This is a genomic window from Anaerobiospirillum thomasii (genome assembly GCF_900445255.1).
Lineage (GTDB): Bacteria > Pseudomonadota > Gammaproteobacteria > Enterobacterales > Succinivibrionaceae > Anaerobiospirillum_A > Anaerobiospirillum_A thomasii.
In genome coordinates this window covers 568,648-593,020 of the sequence record NZ_UAPU01000005.1, presented here as the reverse complement: position 1 = coordinate 593,020, position 24,373 = coordinate 568,648, and the positions used below count along the sequence as shown (strand labels likewise).

Genomic DNA, 24,373 nt, shown 5'->3' with positions numbered 1-24,373 from the left:
TTATGACATTTTTAGTTGATTCACATTGTCATTTAGGCAGTCTTAAATTTCCAGCAAAGACTGCCTTAAATTTAGATGAGATAATATCAAGAGCTCATAAAGCAGGTGTCAGCCATATGTTAAGCGTAGCCTGTATGCCATCTGAATTTTATGAGATGATAGATAAAATAAAAAACTATAAGGGCATATATACAGCCTGTGGAGTACATCCTTTAAATCTTGAGGAGGCCGGAGACTGGAGCGAGGAGCAGTTAAAAGAATGTCTGTCCCATGACAGTGTAGTGGCGCTGGGTGAGACAGGCCTTGATTACTTTTATGCAGAGGATAGCAAGGGGCAGCAGCTTGATTCTTTTGCAAGACAGATAGCTCTTGCCCATGAGTTATCACTGCCTCTTATTATTCATGCCCGTGAGGCCCACAAGGATACAGTGGCATTAATGCAAAGTGGAAATGCCCGTGATGTGGGGGGCGTCATGCACTGCTTCTGCGATGGGGTGCAGATGGCCCGTGAATGTCTTGATATGGGTTTTTATATTTCATTTTCAGGTATAGCCACCTTTAAGGCAGGAGACAATGTCAGAGAGGTGATAAAGTATGTGCCAGATGATCGCATGCTAGTAGAGACAGACTGCCCATATCTGGCCCCAGTTCCTGTCAGAGGCTATGACAATGAGCCTGCCTATGTTCACTATACTCTTGATTTTATTGCAAAATTCAAAGGTGTAGATAAAAAGTATCTGGCAGAGCGCACCTCACAAAACTTTATGGATCTCTTTAATGTAAAGCTTGAAGAACTGCACCATCAGGATGTGCCATCCTCTGATAATAAGATTGAGCCTTTGTTAAGATCTCCTCTATAAGGTATTCTGTCAGCTCAGTCTGCTTTCTATACCTCTTTTTACCTAACTGTAAAAAAGGCCCTCCGGGGCCTTGTGACTTTAAGATCTGCCCACATACTGCCTATGTGCCTTGTGATTTGCAGCGCGGCTTTATGCCTGGCTTTGAAACTATCAGAGTGAAAGTGTCACAACTCTCTGCGCTTTAGCCTTGTCAATAAGACCTAACATGGTTTTAATTAAAAGGTCATAATCTATAGGCTTTGCTATATGGGCATTCATGCCGCAGTTGTGTACATTTACAATATCTTCAGTTGAGGTATTGGCTGTAAGAGCCAGAATAGGGATGATTTTACAGTCTTCCTTGCCACACTCTCTTATAAGTCTTGTAGTTGAGACACCATCTAAAACAGGCATACGCATGTCCATCAGGATAGCATCAAAGGTAAAGCTCTTTTGTCTGTAGTAAATATCAAAGGCCTTTTGTCCATTGCAGGCGCCTGTGACCTTGATATTGTGCATACCTAAAAGTTCGGTGACTATGTCCAAATTAAGATCATTATCCTCAGCTACAAGCACATGCAGCTGCTCTTTACTGCCATAATTTTTAATCTCAACTGCTTCTTGACTATCCTTATCAGCACTTGTCTTATCTGTATTTAAAGCAAGATCTTCATGTATATTCGCATCATTATCATCGCTATTGGTTGTGGCAGGAGCAAGATGGAGGGCAAAGGTTATGGTGGTGCCTTCATTTAACTTACTCTTGATATCAATGGTGCCATGCATCTTGTTGATAAGGTTTTTAACAATAGGCATGCCAAGACCTGTACCTTCGACCTGATCTTTTCTGTTTTCACGGGAGTAGACATTAAAGACAGTCTTTAAATATTCCTGTGACATACCAATGCCATTGTCCTTGACTGTAAAGATATAGGTATAGTCTCTATCATCAATCTCCTTGACGCTTACTGTAATGTCGCAGTTAACATTTGAATACTTAAAGGCATTGGAGATGAGATTTTCAAGAATATGGGTCAGCTTCTGCTCGTCCATGCGCACATAGGTATGGCGTATATCAATATGGGCACTAAAGTTCTTCTCCTGATGTTCAGCCATGTACTCAAACATCTCAAGTTTATTGTTAAGAAAGGCTCTTAAATCGGAGTTGACAATATTAAGCTTGGACTGAGCCTCAATATTTGAGGCCTCAAGTATTTCATTTATGATCTGTAAAAGCTGACCGGATATACCCTCAATCTTGCTGTAGATATTGGCAGTTTTGTGTTTATCCTCCACAGAATATTTGCCAATGGCGCACAGACCTAAAATACCATTGATAGGAGTACGCATATCATGAGACATGGCAGAGAGGAAATTGTTTTTATCTCTTTCATGGTTTAAAGAGCTTTCAATAGCATCCTGCAGCAGGCTCTGCTCTTTGATTTCCTGGGTTTTCTGCATATCTATAGAGCGTATGCACAAGACAGTATCACTGGTGTCAAAAGCATCTTTGAATAAGACAGTAAAGCGGTACCACTGCGAACTGGTACTGCCAAAGGAGACTTTGACATCAAGATCATAGGTAATTCTGTGATCCTTGGCCATATGCCGTATGGCCTCAATGGAAAAGTGGGAGGCAAAGTTGTCTCTGTAAGGCTCATCCACCTCACTGACAATAATATTAAACAGATCGCTGTATTTGTCAGACTCCATATCAAAACTTATAGGTCCATGTCCCTTGTAGTTTTTAAAGGTATCCTTGTTAAGATTGATATAGATAATGTCACTGTAGATATTGCCAAGGGCCATAAGAATATTGGCCTTGGTGCGTATGCGCAGTTTGAAGATACTCTCTCGTATAAACATAATGGCAGTTAAGGCTAATGCCATGGTGCTTATAAAGATGAAAATATGCTTGTTGTCCTTAAAGACAGAGTAGGTATCAGAGGTATTTGACACTACAAAGGTGGTGTAGCCGTTTTTCCTGCTCTGATAGGCATAGCCTACATAGTTTTCTTGATCAAGACCTTCAAAGGTCTGACTGTGATCAATAAAACCCTCGAGAGGATATCTTTTGAAGATATTTTTAAGATATGTACTTGCGTGATTGTAGGTCAGCTTTTCGTTATGTCTGAAAAATATGATTTTCTTGTTTTTATCTAAAATGAAAACCTGTACATTTTTGGGAATATTGTTAAAGTAATTGTCAATAATAAGATTGTTAAGCTGAATATCTACAAGCAGCATGGAGTTTTGGTGTGACAGGGATTTGACCAGGGTAATGATTTTATTGCCGGTGAAAATATCATTGTAGACATCGGTAACGACTACTTCTTTATTGGCCTTTAGTGCCAATTCATACCAGGGTCTGTCCTTTACTACCTGCTGAACTCTCTCGGTGTCAATCATAGGCGAGTAGACATAATTATCCATAAGGATAAAGAGCGATATAGGCAGCTCTGGCATCAGAGAGTGGGAACGACGCAGACAGTCTAAAAGAAAATTATTTAAAAGCCTTTTGTTTATGGTTGAATCAGGGTTTTTAAAATTAGGCACCAGATTGATAAAGTCATCGCAGAAGTCTGCAATAACATCAAGATTATTGGTGTGTATCTGAATTAATGAGTCTGAGATATTGCTGGCTTTTATAGCATGATCTCTTGATATTTCATCATTTAAATTGGTGCTGTACAGGGAGTAGACATATACAGTAAGGGCCAGAAAACAGCAAAAAAGTATAAAAAGTATGCCGTGATAGGTAAGAAAAAGTCGTCTGAACAGTTTACTCATAGCCTAATCTGCAAAGTCATAATGTGTAAATCTAAAATATACATCCATTATAGTATTTGCCAAAACTAAAAGAAATTCAAATTTAATGGCATACTTTTTTACAAAAATATAGACTAGATCTGATCTATTTATATAAATCTATATAATCGCGTCTTTTACGTTTAAAAAACTGGCAGATTAAAAAGCTCAGTGAGACTATGGTACCGGTGACAAAACTTGCAAAAATCCATTGCGGCATAGATAAAGATAAAAGCTCCCAGTCGACAGGGGAGCAGGTGCCCTGCGGTGCAAACATCCATGGCAGATATTCATCAAGTGGCAGAAAATCTGGGAAATTGGCTTTTAATGAGCATGCCTGGCCAAAAGGATTGTCAGAATAATACTCTTTTAAATGGCGATAGGCAATGTATACACCGCCTGCCGAGCCTGACAGAAAGGTTAAAATGGCAAGAAATCTTGTAATAATAAAAATTGGATTGATAAAACCTATAAGGCCTGCAATGATAAAGCTTAAATACAGAGCTCTTTCATAGACACAGTTGACACATGGATCAAGACGCAGAGTGTATTGAAAGTAAAGTCCGGCACCTTCAAGTGCAATACCTGTAAGCAAAAGACAGAGCCAGATAAAACGCGAACTTGAGAGCTTTTGCAGAATATGTATCACAAAGACCACCCTGATTTGAAAAGATGTGTATCAGTCAATATTCTAACCTTATGACACACATCTTGCAATACTGTTTAGAACTGTTCTATATAAGACCTGAGGCGTGAAGCATCTCAGTCACAGGAGGCAGGAAGAACCATGTGCCTATAAGTCCGACCAGAGTCAGGACAATGGTATATGGCAGAGCCATCCACATCATCTTTAAATATGGCAGTCTGATAAGCGGTGCCAGGGCTGATGTAAGCAGGAACAGGAAGGCGGCCTGTCCATTTGGTGTGGCAACAGATGGCAGATTGGTACCTGTATTGATGGCCACAGCTAAATGATCAAACTGCTCTTGTGATATGACACCGGCGCTAAAGGCATCGTGCACCTGCTCAATATAGATGGTGGCCACAAAGACGTTGTCAGATACTGAAGATAATATACCGTTGGCCATATAGAAAATAGGCAGCTGAGCCTCTGGAGAGGTTGAGAGTACCCAATTGATTAAAGGTACAAACAGCTCCTGCTGAGAGATTACGGTAACTACGGTGAAAAATACGCACAGCAGTGAGCAAAACGGCAGTGATTCAGTAAAGGCCTTGCCAATTTCCTCTTCAGAGGTGATACCACAAAATGAGGTGGCAAGAATAATTACAGACAGACCGATAAGACCTACGGCAGCCAGGTGCAGAGCTAAAGCCAGCACCAGCCAGATGCAGCATATACCCTGAATGATAAGCTTTAACTTATCACGGCTGGTGAGATTTTCTGTAACCTTTTTATCCTGTGCCACGAGAATGCTGCGTACAGACTCAGGCATTTGCTGACCAAAGCCAAAGAGTTTGAATTTTTCAATAATAAAGCAGGTTAAAAAGCCGCAGATAACCACAGGTACTGATACAGGGGAGACGCGCAGGGCAAATTCAACAAAGGACCATCCTGCAATATTGCCCACAATAATATTCTGAGGCTCACCTACTATAGTACATACGCCGCCAAGAGCGGTACCTACAGCAGCATGCATTAAAATTGAGCGTAAAAAGGCTCTGAACTGATCAAGATCGCCTGCCATCTCCTTTGGTACATATCTGTCATCTGACAGACGGGCCGTGGCAGCATCGCCGCAAATAGTTCTGTGATAGAGTGAGTACATGCCAATGGCAATGGAAATGACCACAGCAAGCACGGTAAGAGCATCAAGGAAGGCTGAAAGGAAAGCTCCTAAAAATGAGAACATCAGGGCAATTGTGACATGGGACTTTAACTTTACAAGGATCTTGGTAAAGATAAACATGAGTAGATCACGCACAAAGTGAATGCCAGCCACCATGAACATCAAAAGCAGAATAACCTCAAGATTGGCTCCTATTTCGTGGCGAACATGCTCCATATCGCAAAGGCCAATAAAGCAGGCCTCGATGGCTAAAAGTCCGCCTGGCTGAAGTGGGTAGCATTTTAAGGCCATAGCCAGGGTAAAGATAAATTCAAGAACTAAAAACCATCCGGCTAAGACAGGAGAGACAAAGAAAGTCAGGAGAGGGTTTATGACAAGGCAGGCGATGATAAACATCTTATACCAGCCAGGAGAATCTCCTAAAAATGTTAGACCAAAAGATCTGATGTACGATGTATTCTCCATTGTCGCTCCTTTTTGTATTAACCTTTTGATGAATAATTAACAATGCCACCACGATTGTACTCTTATTTAAAGATCTGTATATGAGGTAACATTCTGATAAATAATAGCTTTGTGATCTCAATCAAGAAGAAGGCAGTTATTTCAAAACTTTGCTATGTTGTGAAAATAATAAAAATTGACCCATGTCAATATTAGGTAAGGCGCAGACTACAGTATAAACATCAAAAATGAAAACTTGTATGTAATCTTTGACACAAGTGCGTGCTGAATAAAATTTTAGTCTTGAAAATACAATATTAGTCACTGTCAGTGTGTATGGTGCATGCATATGCCGTTTGACTTGGAGGAGGGTAAAAATCTTTAAAATATTTGTGATACTGAAGGCATTTTTGATGTAATTTCTGATAAAATATCGCATGTATCTTTGTCTGATACAAATTATCAAAGCGTAACATGAAGGAAAAGTATGTCTACAGTTGCATTTCTCACCATGTGTATAGCTGTTGCAGCTTCACTTGGCATTCTGCTTGGCATGGTTAAGGTCAAGGGAGTGGGACTTGGTATCGGCGGCGTATTATTCTCCGGTATTCTGGTAGGTCACTATGCTCATGAGCTATATGGTCTTACCATTCGTACCGCTGAAGGTGCTCTGACTTTTGAGGGCGGAATACTCCACTATGTACAGGAGTTTGGTCTTATACTCTTCGTGTATGCCATTGGCGTACAGGTAGGTCCAAGCTTTTTCTCAAGTCTCAGGAGTATGGGGTTAAAACTCGTAAGCTGGGTTTTAGTAATTATTGTCATGGGCTGTTCTATCGCTCTGACACTACACTTTATAGGTATAATTCCTGTTGATGCCATGATTGGTATCTACACAGGCGCTATCACCAATACACCAGCTTTAGGTGCCGGAACTCAGATGATTCACGATATGTCAGTATCGCTTACCGATGATGGCATTGATCCTATAGCTGTAGGCTTTAGCGAGCTTGTAGTGCCTTCTGCCTATGCTATGGCCTACCCATTTGGCGTGTGCGGCATTTTGATGACTATTATCGTGTTAAAGGCTGTCTTCCGTGTCAATATCGAAGAGGAAGCTGACAAATACTTCAAGTCAAAGTCATCTGGCATTCCATCTATTACCACTGTCAACGTCAAGGTCAACAATTCAGATTTCTTTGGCAAGAGCCTGGAGGATCTGCCAGGCCTTAAAGAGGGTCGTGTGGTATGTTCTCGTGTGTTGCGCGACAAGGAGCTTTTAGTTCCTCACCATGATCTGATTCTACAGGACGGTGATGTACTGCATTTAGTAGGTGTACCAAAGGATGTAAGCGCCACTGTTAAAGTTATAGGCAAGCCATCATCTGAGCTTCTGACAACCCGCGGCACCAAGATCTCCGTACAGCGTATCGTGGTCACCAACTCTCAGGTTTACGGCAAGACCTTAGGTTCACTACATCTTGACAGCCGTTTTGAGATTGTAGTGTCACGTGTTATACGTTCAGGTATTCAGTTTATTCCAACCCCAGACATGCAGCTGCAGTTTGGTGATACTTTAAACGTAGTAGGTCATGAAGATGACATCAAGGCTGCAGGCAATGTTGTCGGTAACTCAACTGCCGAGCTGCACAAAGTAGCCATGCTGCCAATTTTCTTAGGTCTGATTTTAGGTATGATTCTTGGCAATATACCAATTCCTGTATCTGGCGTGCCAGCCCCACTGAAACTGGGTATTGCAGGCGGTCCTCTGGTTGTGGCCATTCTGCTCTCACGCTTTGGTGAGGCTTTAACCTTCCAGAAGATGCACTGGTATATTCCTCAGGCAGGTTTATCAGCTCTGCGCGAGATTGGTATTACTCTGTTCTTATCCATCGTTGGTATCTGTGCCGGTGCCTCAGGCTTCTTTGAGACACTGCAGGGTCCAGGTTTAAGCTGGATGATGTGGGGTGCTATTATTACAATAACTCCTTTAATGATTGTAGGATTCTTGGCCTACAAGTTCTCAAAGATAAACTACCTGGTGCTTTCAGGAATGCTGGCAGGTTCATGCACAGATCCACCAGCTCTGGCATTTGCCAACAGCATGCACTCAAATCCAGAGGCATCATCACTTGGCTATGCTACAGTATACCCGATAACTATGTTCCTGCGTATTCTGTCACCACAGATAATGATTATTATTGCAGTTCTCTTTGCTGATTTTGGAGCATAAAAGAACATTTAGTGTAAAAGCCTCTTAACGAGGCTTTTTTTACGCCCTAAAATCTTGTTTTTACATATATTTGCTTTATCATAGGAAAAAAAGGTATTTTTCTATGATCTCTACAGCCAATATATTTTCCTATCTTGACAATAGACATATAAATTACGAGCTTTATCATCACAAGGCCGTAGCCAGTGCCGCCGATATTGCCAATATGCCGGTGATGAGTGGTACTGTAGTTAAAAATCTTATTTTAACCACCAAGGATAAAAAGCTTTTTATGTATACCCTGCCTTTGCAGGCAAGGGCTGATTTAAAGGCTCTGGCCAAAGAGCTTGACTGTTCGCGTCTGTCCTTTGGCAGCAGCTCTGATCTGGCTTTTTTAGGAATACCAGCTGGCATGGTAAGTCCTCTGTGTCTTTTAAATGACAGGCAGGGTGAGTTTTGCTATGTACAGGCGGCCTGTCTTGATAAGAGTGAGATTGTAAACTGCCACCCCTTTAGCAACAGCATGTCAATTGATATCAGACGCTGTGATCTTGAAGCTATTGTCAAAGACAGCGGTCATGAGATTATAAAAAGTCATGCCATCAGATAGAATATATGCTCTAAAGCCCTATATTGCAGAGGGTAGCCGCATTCTGCTTTTAGGCTCTATGCCTTCTGTCAGATCGCTTGAGAGCGGTTTTTATTATATGCACAGACAAAACAGAATGTGGCAGATTCTCTCATCCTTTGTGCCCTTTGAGGTTGATGATAGTGTAAAGTCACGTATGAAGGCGGCAGATTATCTGCATCTGTCCTTTAGTGATGTTATAGCAAGCTGTGTAAGACAGGGCAGTCTTGACAGTGCTATCAGAGACTATAAGATAAATGATATAAATGCTATAACTGATCACAATAAGAGTATAGTGCGTATAATAACCGCAGGGAGTAAGGCGCAGAGTCTGTTTAAAAAGCATATTGTGCTCAATCGCAGTGATATAGAGGTTTTGCATCTGCCTTCAACCTCACCTGCCAATACCAGATTTTCGCTTGAAAGCCTTAAAGCCATATACAAAGAGGCTATAGTTATACATGATAATTAGAATTATATGTCTGTGCCTGTGTCTTGCAGCTACCAATGTGCATGCCTACTCTAAAATCTATAATCGCAATTACACAGTCTCAGAGGTTATCTTTCCAAATGAGTGCCGCCTTAAAATTAACAATGCTGCCTGCGAGCATATTGCCGCGCGCTTTGTGCAGGATTTTGAGCGTGACAGGGTGCTTGAGGTTAATGACAATATAGATTTTGACAGTCTTGATAATATAAATATAGCCAAGGGTACACAGAAAGTAGAGCTTAGGGTGGTACACAATGCCATAAAAAATATTATTACGCTCTATGCCATATCAAGACGCACTGTCGAGGAGATGGAGAGTATAACCATTGACGTGTTCAATGTACTGCCAGATGAGAATATGCGCTCTATAAGCTTTGATGAGCTTTTTGAAAAGCCTGACAGAGCCAAGATGATAATAGCCCGTGAAGTGCAGAAAGTTTTTGGTAAAAACAATACTCTGCTGCTGCCAGTTGAAATCTCACTGATACAGGTGGCTCCAGCCAATTTTGCTGTAACCAAAGATGGACTGCATTTTTTCTTTGCACCAGGGCAGGTAAGTCAAACCAAAAAGGCCTTTGACCTACTTAAAATAGATTTGTCCTTATTAGGCAAGGCCAGACCTAATTTAAAATACTGGAATGAATAATTTATCCTGCTTTTATATAAAACTGCACATATAAGTCTGTTAAGAGTGCAGATCGCGTAGCTTAGGTACATTTAGTGTAATGATATTTATTGTGATACAATAAGTGCGCTTTTTGTTAAAGGACCGTATATGAGCAGCAGAGCCACATTACAGGATATTGCAGATTTAGTCGGTGTCACCAAGATGACAGTATCGCGTTATTTAAATAACAGAGATAGTGTCGCCAAGGAAACATCCGATAAAATACAAAAAGCCATAGAGAAATTAGGCTATATCCCAAACCGCGTGCCTTCAATGATGTCTAAGTCGCGCTCCTATGCTGTAGGCCTTTTAATTCCATCCTTTTCCAATCTTGTATTTCCTGATGTAATTGATGGAGTGCAGGAGATTGCCATTGCCAATAATTACAATGTGCTAATTGCCCATACTGGCTATTCAAATACCGATGAGGAAAGTCAGATAGCATCTTTGCTCTCCTATAAGGTTGACGGTCTTATTCTTACAGAGAGCGCTCATACCAGACAGTCGCTCAAGATGCTCTCAAATGCAGCTATTCCTGTAGTTGAGCTTATGGAGTACAGAGAAAGACCTGTAGATATGTGTGTAGGTCTTGATCATGAGACCATTGCCTATAATATCACCAAAGCCATGATTGAGTCTGGCAGAAAGCATATTGCCTATTTTGGCGTAAGACTTGACAGGCGTACCATGCTGCGTGCACAGGGCTATGAAAGAGCTTTGAGCGAGTATGGTCTTGAGCCTTATACCTTTTACAATAAATCGCGCTCCAACTTTACTATGGGCGGCGATCTGATGCGCAAGGCTGTAGCTGAAATTAATGATCTTGATGCTATTATCTGCACCAATGATGACGTGGCTGTAGGCGCCCTCATTGCAGCTATGGATTTAAAACTATCAATTCCTGACGATATTGCAGTTGTAGGATATAATGGTCTTAATATTGGACAGGCAACAATTCCAAAACTGTGCTCTGTAGATACCCCGCGACATGAAATGGGGCGCACAGCCATGCAGCTTATACTTGACAGACTGAATAACAAGATCAGCTCAAAAGTCCGTATCATGCTTGAGTGCTCTATAACACAGGGCATGAGTCTTACTAAGCAGGAGTACAATACTATGCAAAGACTTTTAAGAGCATCTGTAGATGAAAAGAACACGCAACGTTGATACAACTTAGGATCCTTGTACAAGGGGCGTGACCTTTAGGATCCGCAAATAGGTCTTTAATAGCAATATTAAAGACCTATTTTATTGGATCTCTATTCTTCCTTAAAAGTAAGTCTGCAGCCTTCACTGCCATTTACAGCAGAATAGAGGTTAAAACCATCCTTGCCGCGTATCTGTCCTGTTTTAAAAGCCTCAATCTCAGCAGTACTCAGATTTCTTTTTCTTGAATGGGTAGAGGTTAGATTAAAGTTTTTCTTCATATATGTTGAAATTAAAGCCGCCTCATTATCACTTAGAGCAAACTCTATAACCTTTTTATTAACAGAGCACAGCCAGCCTTCAAGAAAAAGATTAAGTTCTTTGTTAAAAGCGTATTTAACTTTTTTGGTAATACGTTTTTCAATTTCATCTTCATCAGAAAAAATATCAAACATAATGTCGTGCGCTGAGTTGAATATAGGGTGGTTTAAGAGGGCTTTGACAGTAGCGTTGTGCTCTGCTATGGCTTTATCTATTCTTTTTTTGAGCTCAGGCTCATGCTCTTTTTTATATGTTGCTCTTTCAATCTCAAGCTGTCTTTGCAAAATGGTTACGGTATAGATGGCAATCTCCATTCTGTCTTTATTGCCTACAAAGGTTACACCGCGTGGTTTTGAGTTTACATAATTAAAAAAGTAGTCAACGCCAAAGGCTTTACAAATAATGGAAGCAAGAGTGCCTATAAGGATTTTACTTCTAAAATAACTCTTTAACTCATACTTTTGTGAGTCAATTGAGTTTAAGGATATATCCTGAGAGGAGATATTGTGCTCTGCCATCAGTTTCTGAGCACGGTTAAGTGCAATAGAGGCCTCTGAAGGATTTGTGGATTTGGACAGAGCCAGCAGTTTTTGAATTTTATCAAGTATATCTTTGTTAGCCATATTAATAAAAATAACCCCTGGTTTTGTAGATTAAAAAAGCCGATATTAAAGCACTTAGAGCTAAAAGTGCAAAAATAGCAGAGAGTGAGTATATATGTGCGATATAACCTAATACAGCAGGAGCAAACAATAGGCCTGTATAGCCTGCAATGGCCACAGTAGATACAGCAGCAATCAGAGGCATATCATTTTGTTTGGTTGTAGCCGACATACACAAAGGTGAGATATTGGACATGCCTATACCTACAAACACAAAGCCTGCATACATTAGAACAAGACTGTCAAAGGAGACAATGAGCATAAGACCTGAACTTAGCAGTATGGCACCATAATAGGCAGTTTTAAATGGACCAAAACTTTTAACAATGCGCGATCCGTACAAACGGCAGATCAACATACAGAAGGTGACAATCAAATAGCCAGAGGCTGCATATTTAAGATCAACTCCTGCCTCCTGCGTTACATACAGTGATGACCAGTCAATCATGGCACCGCCTGCAATATAGGTAAAGGCAACAATTATGGCAAAGAAGATCACAGCTCCCCGTGGCAGGGCAAAGGCACGGGCACTCTTTTTATTTTCAGTCTGAATATTAAAGATATGGCCCACAATAAAAAAGGTTGAGATATATAAAAAGCTTACTGATATGGTGCTTATAACATTCATGTGGAAGTTTAAAGACAGCATGATAAGCGTAAAGGTGGCGCCGCAGAATTCACCTAAAGAGTAGGCTGCATGTATAGGTGACATTAAAAACAAGCGATAGCGTTTTTCAAGATAGGCGCCATAGATATTGATGGCCACCTCAAAACAGCCCACAGCAAAGCCAAAGACAATGACAAGGGCATATACCAGATGCAAAATGGGCGGTATATAGGTTAGAGCTATAATAGATGAGCATATAATAAGACAGGAGGATATATAGGTAATCTTGGTGCCAAGCTTCTGTGTCATTATGCCTGAGGCAAACATGCCGCACACCGATCCTATACCAAAGAGCAGCACCATATGTCCCATCTCTATATTGCTAAGAGAAAAAGCCTTTTGAATAAACGGGATTAAAGGGGCCCATATGGCAATACAGAATCCGCCAATGAAATTGCCAAGATAGGTGGACAGAACCTGTCCGCGTATATGGCTTAGCTGTCTGAACTTTATCACACCATCTCCTTGTTAAGATGGGCTCATTATAGCCAATACTGATATTTAATAAAGTGCTTTGACAAGATTTTGGAAAAAGGCTGAGTCTTATACAAAAAAGGCGGAGCCTTGCTCCGCCTTTGTGTGGTATAAGTTTATTTATTTATGCATGCATAGGAGTTGCATTGTTGATATCATCTGTATCATCAAGACGGCCTTCAAGGCGCTTGTTGACAATATTGGCTACAGTGGCATCTGACCAGACATTGACTGCAGTTTCAATCATGTCAATGACGGCATATACTGGCAGAATCACACCCATTAAAGCCACTGGTACATTCATAGATGACATTAAGGATATGGTCAGGAAGTAGCAGCCCATTGGCACTCCTGCGTTGCCAACTGCGGCAATGGTGGAGATAAAGAGCCATGAGATTATGGTAAAGGCTGTTATTTCAAAACCTGCATTTTGCATCAGATACAGTGAGGTTACCAGAATAAAGGCTGCGCAGCCGTTCATATTGATGGTGGTGCAGATTGGCAGTACAAAACGTGATACCTTCTTGTTCACACCAAGATTGTCCTCGGCAGAGGCAATAGTTACAGGCAGTGTGCCTGCTGATGATTTAGAAAAGAGCGCTACGGTAATGGCAGGTAGCATGCCTCTGGCCACTACTATAGGATTTAAACCGCGGGCCAGCATGATAAGAGGCAGTACTACAAACATCTGCAGCAGATTGGCGCCTACCACTACAGTAAAATAGGTGGTAAGACCATCAAGTAGGATGCCACCTTCAAGCTCGTGCACCAGCTGAGCTGTAAAGCCCATGATACCAATTGGCAGAATAGCTAAGATCCAGTGGATAATCATAAAGAGAATATCCTGCAGACCTGTAAAGAGCTTGACCACAGTCTCTTTTTGCTCAGTCTTTGGCATAATGGCAAGGGCCATGCCTATGGCGGCTGCAATGAGCAGTACTGAGAGTACATTGCCTGCTACAAAAGGCTGGAGAATGTTATTTGGAATAACATTTAAAATATGATCAAGATAGGTTGTAGGTATGGCCTTTGGCGCATCGGCTGCTCCTGAGATCTCAGCAGGTACATTTTCAGGGCTCAGCACCACAAAGAGGGCAGCTGCCACTGCAGCTGCAACTATGGTGGTAAGCAATGTATAGAAAATGGTATATCTGAAGATAGTACCGCTCTTGCTGTCCTTGCCAAGTTTGGCAAGGGTAGTGATAAGAGCCAGGGCGATAATAGGCACGGCAATAAAGCTAAAGAGTCTGGTAAAGACTGAGGCTATAAAGTTCATTACGGCCATGATGGACTCTGTGCCTATATAGCCCATGATACCGCCTGCAATTAGGGCTGATACATAAAATACTGCTGTTTTGATACGCTGTTTTTTAGGTATATTGTTTAAAATATTGCGTGATAGTTTATCTACGCTGTTGTTGTTAACCATGTTTTTACTCCTGTGAGTACATTGGTGTGGAGAGATATCTGTCACCTGAATCTGGCAGTATTACAACTATCAGTTTGTCCTGATTTTCATCACGTGACCCAACTTCAATGGCGGCTTTTAAAGCAGCTCCTGATGAGATACCGGCAAAGATGCCGGCGCCTTTTGCAAGAGACGCACCCATTGTCATAGCATCGTCATTTTGAATGCGTATTATCTCATCGTAAATAGAAGTATCAAGAATAGATGGAACAAAACCTGCACCTATACCCTGAATTTTGTGTGGACCTGGGGCACCGCCTGAGAGAACAGGGCTGGCATCTGGTTCAACAGCCACCATTTTAACGCTTTCCTTGCGCTCTTTTAAATAGCGGCCAATACCTGATATGGTACCGCCTGTACCAACGCCTGATACAACTATATCTACCTGACCGTCAGTATCCTCATAAATCTCAGGACCTGTGGTCTCAATATGAGCCTGCACGTTGGCAAGATTATCAAACTGACTTGGAATAAAGCTGTTCTGATCCTGCTCTTTGAGCTCATTGGCCTTGGCAATGGCTCCTTTCATACCAAGGGCGCCGTCGGTCAGAACCAGACTTGCACCATAGGCCTTTAAAATAGCACGTCTTTCAACAGACATGGTCTCTGGCAGAGTCAGTATGAGCTTAAGGCCCAGTGAGGCGCAGGCCATGGCAAGACCAATACCTGTATTGCCAGATGTTGGCTCTATGATTAAGGTTTTGTCATTGATAAGATTGTGCTCAAGAGCAGTTTTTAACATATAGATGGCAGCTCTGTCCTTAATGGAGCCGCTAGGGTTTAAAGCCTCAACCTTGGCTACAATGCGGGCCTTTGAGCCATGAGCTTTAGCAAAGGCAGTAATATCTACTAATGGGGTTTTACCAATTGCATCTGTTATTGAGCTGTGTATATTCATTTTTTATCTCCTTCTATGATTAGTTTGTGTGTTGCGTATATATTAGATGAAGATCAAAAAATTATGATTTTACATGACTAAATTTTGCAAAAATATGCCAGAATTTTTATATTTTCACTCTTTTTGGACTCTATTTTGTTTCTAGTTGATTAAACTGTATCAACTAATAGATCTAGTTGATTAAATTTTTGCAATAAAATTATCACTTTTATATCAATTGATATTTTATTGCAATTTAAAACTTAAAGTACCTAAAAGGTATTGACATATTCAAAAATTTAATTTCTTTTAAACTTTTTTTACACCAGCATTATGCAGTGACACCAAGATATAATTCTGAATAAAGCAGTGACTGCTGCATTAAATACAGGTCAGATCAGGCTCTTATGCCAAGGCCTTGCGCGTGTTAAGTTTGCTACAGGCTCTAAAAGTACTGTATAAAAGGCCCTCAGCACTATATCTAAAAAAGCCTGCTTGATTAGAAAGTCTATCCTTTGTGCTTTATCAGATCTTATCTGCTCTTTAGCATGCTCCTTTTAAAACACGGGTACATTCAGTGGCTGTGAGTATACAGAGCCGGGTTTAATTTAACTGTAGATGAAAAGTTATTGCATGTATAAATAATACTTTAAATGCAAAAAGAGCCTGTCAGAGTAGGTAAAAAGAGTGCAGTGGATCTCTTATTTTTGAATTTGTTTCGCAATTTTATGTAAAATGCAATAGTTAATTGTAGATAATGGTAAATATTTGCATAACATACTGATATTAAGGTAAATTAAGTTAAAATTTTTCTGTTTTTACACAAAATCTGTACACGTGCCGATGCGGGTTAGCTCCACTGTATCAATTAATTGATAGAAATTAACTTTTGATTATCAAGTTTTAATGTAAAAATGAAATCATGTTTTTACAGGAGGACTTATGTCACGCGTATTCAGTCCTGCAAGAGATGTAAAAGCAGCTAAGTTTAGTTTCTTTCTTGCAGGATTTGCAATGGCTGCTTGGGCGCCTTTGGTTCCATATCTGAAGGTTAGATTAAACATTACACATTTAGAGCTGTCACAAATCATTCTGCTAATGGGCGCAGGATCAATTGTAGGCATGCTGGCAACATCACAGTTAATTAAGCTTTTAGGCGTAAGAAAAGCCTTATTTTCATCAGCAGTGGTTCTGCTTTTATCAATTGTATTTTTAGTCAATGCCGACAGTTATTATATGGCAGCGGCAGCTATATCAGCATATGGCATCACCATTGGCTGTATGGAAGTAGGTTCAAATATTTACGGCACCTTACTTGAAAGTGAATATAAAAAGGTTTTAATGCCGTCAATGCATGGTTTCTATTCAACAGGTGAAATTGTATCCTTAAGTATTATTGCTCTGCTCTTACACATATCATTTGAAATTGAGTGGGCTATTATTGCTCCTGTACTTGTGGTCTTTGCAGTCTTTGTATTTCTAAGCCCGCATTTATCAGGTCAGAAGACCTATCAGAAGGAAACTTTTGCTCTGCCGCGCGGTGTGGTTTTAATTCTGGCTCTGCTTTCATCATTTATCTTAATGGTAGAAGGTTCAATGCTTGACTGGTCAGCTCTGCTGATGATGCAAAAGACCGATGTGTCAATTACTCTTTCAAGCTCAGCCTACATTGTGCTGGTAATCTTCCTGGCTGTAGGTCGTTTTTCTGGCGGCTCTATGATTGATAAATTCGGTATCTTTAAAGTGCTATTTGCAGGCCTTGGAGTATCGATTTTAGCCCTGGCTATGATCTTTATGACCGAGAATCTGTATATGCTCTATATATACTTTTCCATATTAGGTCTTGGCATGGCCAACGTCCTGCCTATAGTGATTTCACTCTCAGGCAGACAGAAGAAAATGTCAACAGTGGCTGCCATATCTTCAGTATCAAGCTGTGGTTACGGTGCCCTTATTATTGGTCCTGCTCTGATTGGATTTATAGCCGAGCACAGCTCACTTAACAGTGCCATACTGTTCTTAAGTCTGTTAGGTCTTGTAGTATCAGCAGTATCAGTAAAGGTAGTAAGAACTATAGCCTAAGATAAAAAACACTGTGCACAGTGGCACAGAAATATAATCTGCATCAGGTGCAACAGTATATAAAGTTTACTTTTGCAGATCATGACAGCTATGCACAGTTTAACAATCCTCTGCATAGCTGTTTTTTTATAAGTAGCAGATATAGATCTTAAAGATATGGACAGTAACTTGTGAGTAGCTTGTGGGGGCAATTTAGCTTAAAGCCTCACAGGCTGTCTTATACAGGTACTGAACCTGTATACAACAGGCTACAGGCAAAAATTTAATATGCTTGCATAGCTATATTATATAGAGCATAAACAGGATGCATATATAGTACAAATCAGTGCAAAATATTTTTGGCATGTAGTGAAAATAATTGTAAAAAATATCTTGCAATTGACTCTGCAAGCTAGTAGTTTAAACATATTGGATAGAAGTGAAGTAAAGTATGCGACTTTCAGTTGAACAGCTGCAGTCATTTATTGCAGCAGCAAGGTTTGGATCTTTTTCGCAGGCTGCAAGAGAGCTGCAAAGAGCGCAGTCTGTTGTATCTACACATGTAGCATCTCTTGAAGAACAGCTTGACTATGCTCTTTTTACCAGAGGGCATAAAATAACACTGACACAGCGCGGTCAGATCCTTTTAAATCACGCCATAGAAATAGTTGAAGCCTCAGATATCTTTATGCAAAGAGCCCTTGCTCTGCATGAGATTAAAAATCCTATCATCCATCTAGGTATTGATTACTCTTTATATGGACCAAAGCTGTTTAATGCCATACGTGAATTTTCAAATAAATACCCAGATCTTGAGCTTAATATCTCAAGTCTGTCATCCTTTGAGCTGACATCTTTAATGAATGAGATGAATATAGATCTGGCTTTAGTCTTCAATCACTCACGCATAGACAAGTTCAACTGCATAGATATTGCAGATATAGACAACAAGGTAGTGGTCAGTGTGGATCATCCTTTGTATAAATGTAAAGAGATAACAAGAGATACACTTGCTGTACACCGACAGATTGTAATTGCCTCACAGTATACAAAGACACAAAATCCAATTGAGCTCTCACCTATAAACTGGGTGGTGGACAATTACTATTATGCCATCAACCTGGTAGCCATGGGGCTTGGCTTTGCCGTAGTGCCGACCTCTGTGGTTGATGCTGAGGAGAAACTTGCTGAAAAACTTGATTTTCTTGATGACAGTAAGCTCAACTTCCCTGATTCTCAGCTGACGCTTGTGTATAGGGATTATGCACTTGATTTTGAGCCTGTGCAGTATTTATCAAAGCTTTTGCTCTCTATTGCAAAAAATGAAAGCGTCAATTAGTATCAAAAGTAAATATTTACTTTGAAAAAGGAGACATTATGGACTTTTTAGAACTGATGCAAAATCGCTATACCACCAAGCACTATGATGAGAGCAAAAAAGTCTCTAGTGAGGATTTTAATACTATTCTTGAGGCGTTGCGCCTAACTCCAAGCTCTGTAAACCTGCAGCCATGGAAGTTTTTTGTGGCAGGAGATGAAAAGAGCAAGGATAAAATGCGCCCATGTATTATGAATTTTAATGTGCCACGCTATGATGCCGCCACTCAGGCTCTTTTTATCTGCTCCTATAAAAAGGTGGATGAGGCCTATTTTGCAAAGGTTTTACAAAAAGAAGAGGCCGATGGCCGTATTCCTGATGAGAATATAAAGGCAGCACAGGATCAAAGCCGCCATAAATTTACCAATATGCATACAGATCATATGGCTCACTGGACAGGTAAACAAAGTTATATGGCTCTGGCAACTGCTATGTATGCTGCCGCCTCACTTGGCATTGACACCACAGCTTTGGAGGGTGTCGATTTTGAAAAGGCCGATGAGCTTTTAGGCATTAAAGATAGCAATCTTACCTGTCAGGTTGTCCTGATTTTTGGCTACAGATCAAAAGATGACTCTAATGTAATGGAGATAAGACCTAAGTCCCGACTGTCAATGGATGAACTAGTAACTTTTCTCTGATGTGACTTGATATAAAAATAAAGGAGTGTATATGAAGGTCATGATTATAGGTGGTGTGGCAGGTGGTGCCGCCTGTGCCACACGACTGCGCCGTCTTGATGAGAATTTAGAAATCACCATAGTGGAGCGAGGAGAGTATCTGTCGTTTGCCAACTGCGGTCTGCCTTATTATGTGGGTGATGTCATCAATAACAGAAATTCTCTGTTTGTGGCTACTGCGGCTCTGTTCAAGCAGAGATTTAATATCAATGTGCTAAACAAGACCAATGCCATCAAGATTGATCGTGAGAAAAAGGAAGTGCTTTTAGATGCCGGCAATGGTATTTTCTCACAGAAATATGACAAACTCATATTATCCCCAGGCGCCACTCCTTTTATTCCTGAATGTGCAAAAGGCAAAAAGGGCGTATTTACCATACGCAATGTCCCTGATGCCGATAATGTGCTCTCCTACATCAAAAACAAGCAGGTATCACATGCTGTAGTAGTAGGTGGCGGTTTTATCGGTCTTGAAATGGCTGAAAACCTGCGCCATAAAGGTCTTGATGTTGATCTGGTAGAGGGTGCCTCACAGGTTATGGCTCCTCTTGATCAGGACATGGCTCAGTATCTGCACAAGGAGCTTAATGACAATGGCATCAGAGTGCATCTTAATACAATGCTCGATGACATTATAAATGAAGATGACAAGGTCATTTTAAAGACCAAGTGCGGCAAGGAGATCAGAACCGATCTGGTTATTCTCTCAATTGGTATCAAACCTGAGAGTGAACTTGCCAGAGACTGCGGCCTTGAGCTTTCAGACAAGGGTTATATTGTAGTTGATGAGCATATGCAGACCTCTGATAAGGATATATATGCGCTAGGTGATGCCTCATATATCAAAGAGCCGATTTTAGGCAACAGAGCCTCTGTAGCTCTGGCAGGTCCTGCCACCAAACAGGCCCGCGTGGTCTGCTCCAATGTACTTGGTGGTAATGAGAGCTATGAAGGCGCCATGGGTGGCTCCATTGCCAAGATCTTCTCACTGCAGTCATCAAGCATAGGCTACAATGCCAAGACCCTCTCTCAAACAGATATTGATTTTGAAGAGATTTATCTGCATTCGCCATCTCATGCCTCCTATTATCCACAGTCTAATATGATTCACTTCAAGCTCATTTATGATAAAAAGAGCCGCAGATTGCTTGGAGCTCAGGCCATTGGTGCCGACGGCTGTGACAAGAGAATTGAGATTGTCTCATCCTATCTGTCCATGAAGGGCAGTATTGATGATCTGGCTTTCCATGAGCAGATCTATGCACCACCTTATGGCTCGGCTAAAGATGTGGTCAACTTTGCAGGCTTTGTAGCTCAGAATATAGAAGATGGTCTTTTTGAGCAGGTAAAAGTCTGTGATTTAGATAAGTTTAACAAGGATGAGTGCATCTTCTTAGATGTAAGAACAGCTATGGAAGTTGACACTATGAAGCTTGATAACTTTGTAAACATAGATCTTAATATGCTAAGGGATAATTTAGATAAGCTTGATAAAAACAAGACTATTTTAGTTACCTGCGCTATTGGCCTTAGAGGCTATATTGCCTGCCGTATCTTAAAGGAGCATGGTTTTAATCATGTCTATAATATTGCAGGCGGTGCCGCTAGCATGAAGATACATGACTACAAGGTAAAGGCCTAAGCGTTTTTTTATTGCTCGTTCGTTTTTACGTAATCTCTTTAAAACCTACAGCTCAAACCTGTAGGTTTTTTGTATATATAGCTGTTATTAAAAATAATTTTCTATCATACATATGGCACTGTGTAAGTATATAAAGGTGTGAATATACAAAAAAGGCACATTGTCTTTTGCAGAATGCATTTTTGCACAAGATGGCTGTACATTAATTAGTATAATTATTATACTAATCTTCTATGGCTTAAAATGTGAGCCTTTTATCTAAGAATGCAGCAGATGTAAAAAGCATATTGTCTAACTAATAAGATAGATGATAGCATGAGGCATAATAAGATTTAATCTGAATATGAGCGCTGTCAGAACGGCTCTTGTAACGACCAATACGGCACAGAACTACCAAGTTTTAAGGAGCATATATGCAGGTAAACAGCTTTCCTGTGCACCGCTTTGATGATATTACCCGTCATCCTGAGGATTTTAAACTGTTAGAGCGCGTGCCTTTGACAGTGCCTGGTGCTTTAAACTCTCTGCCTTTGATTTTAAATAAGGCTCAGGATGGTGAAAAACTGCACAGCATAGTAATTATTGATACTGAAACTACAGGCAAGGACAATACCAAAGACAAGATCATTGAGCTTGGTATGGTGCGTCTGACCTTTTCTATGGACAGAAATATCTTAATCAGTATAGACAGTTATTATGATGAGTTTGAAGATCCTAAAATGCCCATACCACAGGAGGTGGTCAATCTTACTCATATTACAGATGAGATGGTGCGCGATCATGTCATTGATGATGACAGAGTAGGACAGATGGTGGCAGGAAGACCGTTGATTATTGCCCATAATGCCAGATTTGACCGACCTTTGTTTGACAGACGTTTTCCAGCTCTTGGCGATCTGTCCTGGGCCTGCTCTATACATGATGTTAAATGGGATATATTAGGGTATGACGGCGTCAAGCTCTCCTATCTGTGCCAGAGTGCAGGTTTCTTCTACGATGCCCACCGCGCCTTTATCGACTGTCTGGCTGTAGCCTGGCTTTTGTTTATAGAGCCTGATGCTCTTGATATGATTTTAAATAATGCGCTAAGCTCACAGTATAAGATCCTTGCCTACAATTCCTTTGATATCAAAGATAAACTCAAAGAGCTGGGATATAGCTACAATGGTGTGCACAAGTGCTGGGTCAAGACTGTATCAAATGAGCAGGAGCTTAATGTGCAGTTTGATATTCTAAATACTATGTACAATGCCCGTGACAATGCCAAATGTATCAAGATAGGCTCTAAGAATAAATACAAGATTCAGTATTAAGTAAATACGCTAAAAGCAGATGGCACCACCTGAGGTGGTGCCATCTGCGCATTAGACGTATTATTTTGCAAAAGGCTATTTATAGTAGTCATGCTCAAAACGAAGCAGCATGTCACCTAGATTCTTGGTGATAATCTGCAGTCTTGAAATGGATGAGTTGGACTGACGAGAACGTTCAGAGCAGTCCTCAGAGAGGGATGACACCTCTGCCACATCTTCTTTAATAGTCTGTGCATTATCAGTCTGCAGACGCAATGTTTCAGCCATTGAGTTGGTCATCTCAGAGATCTCTTTGATGTTGTTGCAGATGCGATTTAGCAGATCGGCTGAAGCTGTAACCTTGTCAGCACCTTCATTGGCAATTTCACGGCCTTTTTTGGACATATCCACAGCAGATTTTGAATTGGTAACAAGGGTTTGCACCACATCGTTAATTTCCTGGGCATATGAATCTGTCTTACGAGACAGGGCATGTACCTCATCTGCCACCACAGCAAAGCCACGGCCTAACTCACCGGCACGGGCTGCCTCAATTGCGGCATTTAAAGCTAAAAGATTGGTCTTTTTAGCAATATCCTTGATTGACTCAAGCATGGAATCAATTTTCTGAGCCTGAATTGATACTTCACTTACTGACTCTTCAATCTTGACAGAGCTTTCGTTGATACGGTTTAGTGCATCCTTTGAGTCAATGGCAAGCTTGGCTGTATCCTCTGCCATAGTGTTGGCCTCAAGGGCAAAGTTTGCAGTGGACACGACATTGGTCTGCAGCAGATCAAGGTTTTGCGACATGCTGGCAGTTGATTCTGCAATAGATGAAGTTCTTTCACTTTGCACACCCATATCCTTTGAAGTCTGATCTGATAATTCAAAGCTCTTGTGAGAAATGTCCTTTACAAAGCCAATGGCCTGATCGACACGTGAGAAAATGGTTCTGACATAAGCCTGGGCGGCCTTGAGCTCAAGGCGCAGGGCGCCTAGATTTATATCATCATCTGTATAGGTAAGAATGCCCACAGGGTGTTCATAGACTGATGGTAGAATAGCTTTTAATTCTTTATAGACTGAAGTCTGCTCTTTTTCCTTTATATACATGGCAAGAGCGCCACCACCTATGGCAACGGCAGCTGAGGCCAGCGGCAAAAAGGCTGCACTTACAGCTGAGGCAAGAGCTGAGAGAATAAAGATATTGGTGGAAACCTTTGGAATCTTAAACAGAGGGGTTAATCTCTTTTTGGCATTGATCTTCTTGTACAGGGCATCTGCTCTGGCCACATCAGCAGGATCTGGCTGCACTCGCACTGACTCATAGGCTACAATCTTGCCGTCAACCATAATAGGGCTGACAAAGGCATCTACCCAGTAAAAACCACCATTTTTGCGTCTGTTTTTTACAATGGCCATAAAAGGCTTGCCCTGTTTTAGAGTATCCCACATCAGTGCAAAAGCCTCTGGCGGCATATCAGGGTGACGGATGATATTGTGATTCTGTCCTATAAGCTCTTCTCTGCTAAAGCCGGACATCTCGATAAAAATATCATTGCAGTCGGTGATAATGCCTTCTGTATCTGTAACTGATATGATTTTTCTACCAGCGGGAACTTTCATCTCCTCGTTGGTTACAGGAAGATTTACACGCATATTTTATTTACTCAAGCCTATACATTTTAGGTATTATATAAAAATATCTATTTGATCATAGACCAAAAACTTATTAAAGACCTAATCTTGACATCTATTATTCACATATAGCAGACAATTTTGGTGCACTTTTTTAAATATCTG

General features: G+C 40.8%; 19 protein-coding genes. 11 read left to right on the top strand and 8 right to left on the bottom strand.

What is annotated here, in order from left to right; genetic code table 11:
* The first annotated feature begins 2 nt into the window (after window positions 1-2).
* Window positions 3-860 (top strand): TatD family hydrolase, encoded by an 858-nt coding sequence (locus DRZ93_RS02790; protein ID WP_113744612.1) that lies wholly within the window; start codon window positions 3-5, stop codon window positions 858-860.
* A gap of 150 nt (window positions 861-1,010) precedes the next feature.
* Here DRZ93_RS02790 and DRZ93_RS02785 read toward each other — a convergent pair whose 3' ends face one another.
* The 3 genes from DRZ93_RS02785 to nhaB form a co-directional block, all read right to left on the bottom strand.
* Window positions 1,011-3,629, bottom strand: a complete 2,619-nt coding sequence (locus DRZ93_RS02785; protein WP_113745771.1) for a hybrid sensor histidine kinase/response regulator — start codon at window positions 3,627-3,629, stop codon at window positions 1,011-1,013.
* Between the two features lie 124 nt (window positions 3,630-3,753).
* Window positions 3,754-4,296 (bottom strand): disulfide bond formation protein DsbB, encoded by a 543-nt coding sequence (gene dsbB / locus DRZ93_RS02780; RefSeq protein ID WP_172458004.1) that lies wholly within the window; start codon window positions 4,294-4,296, stop codon window positions 3,754-3,756.
* Between the two features lie 85 nt (window positions 4,297-4,381).
* Window positions 4,382-5,920, bottom strand: coding sequence for a sodium/proton antiporter NhaB (gene nhaB, locus DRZ93_RS02775; protein ID WP_113744609.1), 1,539 nt, complete (start codon window positions 5,918-5,920; stop codon window positions 4,382-4,384).
* A 466-nt stretch (window positions 5,921-6,386) separates the two neighbouring features.
* On the opposite strand from nhaB, the gene DRZ93_RS02770 reads away from it, so the two are divergent.
* From DRZ93_RS02770 to DRZ93_RS02750, 5 genes are all read left to right on the top strand, one after another.
* Window positions 6,387-8,132 carry a putative transporter gene (locus tag DRZ93_RS02770; RefSeq protein WP_113744608.1) on the top strand — a complete coding sequence of 582 codons (1,746 nt, stop codon included), beginning with the start codon at window positions 6,387-6,389 and terminating at the stop codon, window positions 8,130-8,132.
* Window positions 8,133-8,235: 103 nt separating this feature from the next.
* Window positions 8,236-8,721 carry a YbaK/EbsC family protein gene (locus DRZ93_RS02765; protein ID WP_113744607.1) on the top strand — a complete coding sequence of 162 codons (486 nt, stop codon included), beginning with the start codon at window positions 8,236-8,238 and terminating at the stop codon, window positions 8,719-8,721.
* Window positions 8,708-9,211, top strand: a complete 504-nt coding sequence (locus DRZ93_RS02760; protein ID WP_113744606.1) for a DNA-deoxyinosine glycosylase — start codon at window positions 8,708-8,710, stop codon at window positions 9,209-9,211. Before DRZ93_RS02765 ends, DRZ93_RS02760 begins: the two co-directional genes overlap by 14 nt.
* Complete coding sequence (locus DRZ93_RS02755) at window positions 9,201-9,875, top strand: hypothetical protein (protein WP_113745770.1); 675 nt, start codon at window positions 9,201-9,203, stop codon at window positions 9,873-9,875. The genes DRZ93_RS02760 and DRZ93_RS02755 overlap by 11 nt, the downstream gene beginning before the upstream one ends.
* A gap of 129 nt (window positions 9,876-10,004) precedes the next feature.
* Entirely contained in the window at window positions 10,005-11,066 is a 1,062-nt protein-coding gene (locus DRZ93_RS02750; protein WP_113745769.1) for a LacI family DNA-binding transcriptional regulator, read from the top strand.
* Between the two features lie 92 nt (window positions 11,067-11,158).
* Here the strand turns inward: DRZ93_RS02750 and DRZ93_RS02745 are convergent, their stop codons facing one another.
* The 4 genes from DRZ93_RS02745 to cysK all read right to left on the bottom strand — a co-directional run bounded on the left by DRZ93_RS02745 (window position 11,159) and on the right by cysK (window position 15,535).
* Complete coding sequence (locus DRZ93_RS02745; protein ID WP_113745768.1) at window positions 11,159-11,989, bottom strand: DUF2786 domain-containing protein; 831 nt, start codon at window positions 11,987-11,989, stop codon at window positions 11,159-11,161.
* A gap of 1 nt (window position 11,990) precedes the next feature.
* Entirely contained in the window at window positions 11,991-13,151 is a 1,161-nt protein-coding gene (locus DRZ93_RS02740; RefSeq protein WP_113744602.1) for an MFS transporter, read from the bottom strand.
* A gap of 142 nt (window positions 13,152-13,293) precedes the next feature.
* Window positions 13,294-14,598 carry a dicarboxylate/amino acid:cation symporter gene (locus tag DRZ93_RS02735; protein ID WP_113744601.1) on the bottom strand — a complete coding sequence of 435 codons (1,305 nt, stop codon included), beginning with the start codon at window positions 14,596-14,598 and terminating at the stop codon, window positions 13,294-13,296.
* A 4-nt stretch (window positions 14,599-14,602) separates the two neighbouring features.
* Window positions 14,603-15,535, bottom strand: a complete 933-nt coding sequence (gene cysK / locus DRZ93_RS02730; RefSeq protein ID WP_113744600.1) for a cysteine synthase A — start codon at window positions 15,533-15,535, stop codon at window positions 14,603-14,605.
* 921 nt (window positions 15,536-16,456) lie between these two features.
* Here cysK and DRZ93_RS02725 point away from each other — a divergent pair.
* The 5 genes from DRZ93_RS02725 (at window position 16,457) to DRZ93_RS02705 (ending at window position 22,588) form a co-directional block, all read left to right on the top strand.
* Complete coding sequence (locus DRZ93_RS02725) at window positions 16,457-17,596, top strand: MFS transporter (RefSeq protein ID WP_113744599.1); 1,140 nt, start codon at window positions 16,457-16,459, stop codon at window positions 17,594-17,596.
* A 430-nt stretch (window positions 17,597-18,026) separates the two neighbouring features.
* Complete coding sequence (locus DRZ93_RS02720; RefSeq protein WP_113744598.1) at window positions 18,027-18,914, top strand: LysR family transcriptional regulator; 888 nt, start codon at window positions 18,027-18,029, stop codon at window positions 18,912-18,914.
* A 38-nt stretch (window positions 18,915-18,952) separates the two neighbouring features.
* A complete protein-coding gene (locus DRZ93_RS02715) occupies window positions 18,953-19,594 on the top strand; it encodes a nitroreductase family protein (protein WP_113744597.1) in 642 nt (213 codons plus the stop codon).
* Between the two features lie 31 nt (window positions 19,595-19,625).
* On the top strand, window positions 19,626-21,275 hold the full coding sequence (locus DRZ93_RS02710; RefSeq protein WP_113745767.1) for an FAD-dependent oxidoreductase: 1,650 nt from the start codon (window positions 19,626-19,628) through the stop codon (window positions 21,273-21,275).
* A gap of 413 nt (window positions 21,276-21,688) precedes the next feature.
* On the top strand, window positions 21,689-22,588 hold the full coding sequence (locus tag DRZ93_RS02705; protein ID WP_113744595.1) for a 3'-5' exonuclease: 900 nt from the start codon (window positions 21,689-21,691) through the stop codon (window positions 22,586-22,588).
* Between the two features lie 75 nt (window positions 22,589-22,663).
* Here DRZ93_RS02705 and DRZ93_RS02700 read toward each other — a convergent pair whose 3' ends face one another.
* Window positions 22,664-24,229, bottom strand: a complete 1,566-nt coding sequence (locus tag DRZ93_RS02700) for a methyl-accepting chemotaxis protein (protein ID WP_113745766.1) — start codon at window positions 24,227-24,229, stop codon at window positions 22,664-22,666.
* Between the last annotated feature and the right edge of the window lie 144 nt (window positions 24,230-24,373).